We start from the raw sequence: 2,292 nt of genomic DNA on the forward strand, positions 1-2,292 counted from the left end.
CTTTTCACAAATTCGATGACTTCTTCTGACGTGTTCATGGATAAAACCGTCTCTTTTATCGTTTTTGCTTGTTCTTTTTCTAGCTCTTTTATTTGTGATCGCGCCGGTAGAATCGAGGTTGCGCTCATGGAGAATTCATCAAGCCCTAGACCAAGTAATAGGGGAATCGCGATGGGATCACCGGCCATTTCCCCACACATCCCTACCCATTTTCCTTCTTGATGGGCGGCATCAATCACCATGGAGACGAGACGTAAAATCGCCGGATTGTATGGTTGATACAGGTAGCCTACACGTTCATTCATACGGTCGGCTGCCATTGTATATTGAATCAAGTCATTGGTGCCAATACTGAAGAAGTCAACCTCTTTCGCAAATTGATCCGCCAGCACAGCTGTGGATGGAATCTCGACCATCATACCGATTTCGATTGAATCAGATACCTCCACACCTCGCGCAACCAGCTTTTCCTCTTCCTCTTGCAAAATTGCTTTGGCTTCCTTTAATTCAGAAATCGTGGCAATCATCGGGAACATAATTTTCAAATTACCATAGTGGCTTGCCCGTAGTAAGGCACGGAGTTGGGTACGGAATATGTCCTGTTCTTCTAAACATAAACGAATGGCTCGAAAGCCTAAGAACGGGTTCATCTCTTTTGGCAGCTGTAAATAAGAGAGTTTTTTGTCTCCGCCAATATCGAGTGTACGAACCACCACTGATTTCCCCGCCATTTTTTCCAAGACGGTTTTGTAGGCCTCAAACTGCTCGTCCTCTGTAGGCAGTTGGTCTTTGCCCATGTATAAAAACTCTGTTCGGTATAGACCGACAGCTTCGCCGCCATTTTCTAATACAGCTTTTATATCATCCGGTGTCCCAATATTGGCAGCAAGCTCTACATGCTGGCCATCCTTCGATCTGGTTGGTTCGTGAACCAGTTTTGCCCATTCCGCTTTCTGCGCTTCGTATTTTGCCTTTTTTTCCTGATAGTAAGCCATTTCTTCAGCGGAAGGATCGATCAGAACCGCTCCATCCAAGCCATCCACAATCACCATCATTCCATTTTCAATCCGAGCGGTTGCAATTTTTGTTCCCACAACTGCTGGTATTTCCATCGATCGAGCCATAATGGCAGAGTGAGAGGTACGCCCTCCGATATCAGTGGTAAAACCTTTGACAAATTGGCGGTTGAGTTGGGCAGTATCCGAAGGCGTTAAATCTTCAGCAATGACCACAACTTCCTCCGAAATCAGACTTGGATTGGGGATTTGCACACCTAATAAGTTGGCAATCACACGTTTTGTAACATCCCGAATATCAGCGGCACGTTCTTTCATATAATCATTATCCATCGATTCGAAGATCGAAACAAACTGATCCGCCGTTTCCTTCATAGCTACCTCAGCATTGATTCCCTCTAATCCGATCTTGTCCAACACGGGAGTGAGCAATTCCGGATCACTTAGCACAAGTAAATGAGCGGCAAAAATCTCTGCTTTATCGGCACCCAACTCGTGGTTCGCATGATCTTTAATGGTTTCAAGCTCTGCTTTAGACCGATCGATGGCTTGTTCAAATCGTTGTTTTTCCGCTGCTTTGTCTGCAATTTCCCGCTTTTCAATCGTCAGTTCAGGCTCCTGCAGACGATAGGCTTTGGCTATAGCAATACCCGCTGATGCGCCTATTCCTTTTAAATCGGTACTCATTCAGGATCAAGCCTCCTTTTTTTCGATGTTTCTTTTATCCCGTATGACTTGTTCAAGGACGACAGGTGGTCGCGAATTTAGCCTTTGATCTTTTGAATTCCGTATGAGATGAAGGAAAAACTCCACTGATTGAAGATTTCAATTCATATCAGAATGGACTTAATTCTTAACTGTTATTTTCAATAAGTCTGTTACACCACTTTCCGCATCCGAGGTCTCGAAATGATCTATCGACTCAATGATATCGCCATTTGTCAGGACAATCGGGATGATCGAACTCGTCGCCTTCTCTTCAATCAGGTTTTTATCAAAGCGGACTAATACATCTCCTACCTTTACCTTATCGCCTTGGTTGACAAGCGTTTCAAACCCTTCGCCTTCCATTTGAACTGTTTCTAAACCGATATGAATCAGAATTTCAATTCCGGTCTTTCCTTTCAATCCGATCGCGTGTTTCGTAGGGAATACCTGAATAACCTCCCCTTCTACTGGTGAAACAACTTGTCCATCTTTCGGTTCAATGGCGACTCCATCTCCCATCATCTTCTGGGAGAACACAGGATCAGGTACATCCTCCAGACTAACGACT

Annotated in this window: 2 protein-coding genes; both read right to left on the bottom strand. The window is 44.5% G+C overall.

Translation table 11 applies throughout. The features are described 5' to 3' along the window. Window positions 1-1,703 (bottom strand): phosphoenolpyruvate--protein phosphotransferase (ptsP, locus tag IPU53_RS24585; RefSeq protein WP_207454153.1); only part of this gene is annotated, 1,703 nt, incomplete at its 3' end. Window positions 1,704-1,862: 159 nt separating this feature from the next. Beyond that, window positions 1,863-2,292: PTS sugar transporter subunit IIA (locus IPU53_RS24590; RefSeq protein ID WP_207454155.1), on the bottom strand; the 430-nt coding region annotated here is incomplete at its 5' end.

It is taken from the genome of Bacillus sp. SD088 (assembly GCF_017355205.1).
In the GTDB taxonomy this organism is placed as follows: domain Bacteria; phylum Bacillota; class Bacilli; order Bacillales; family Bacillaceae_C; genus Lederbergia.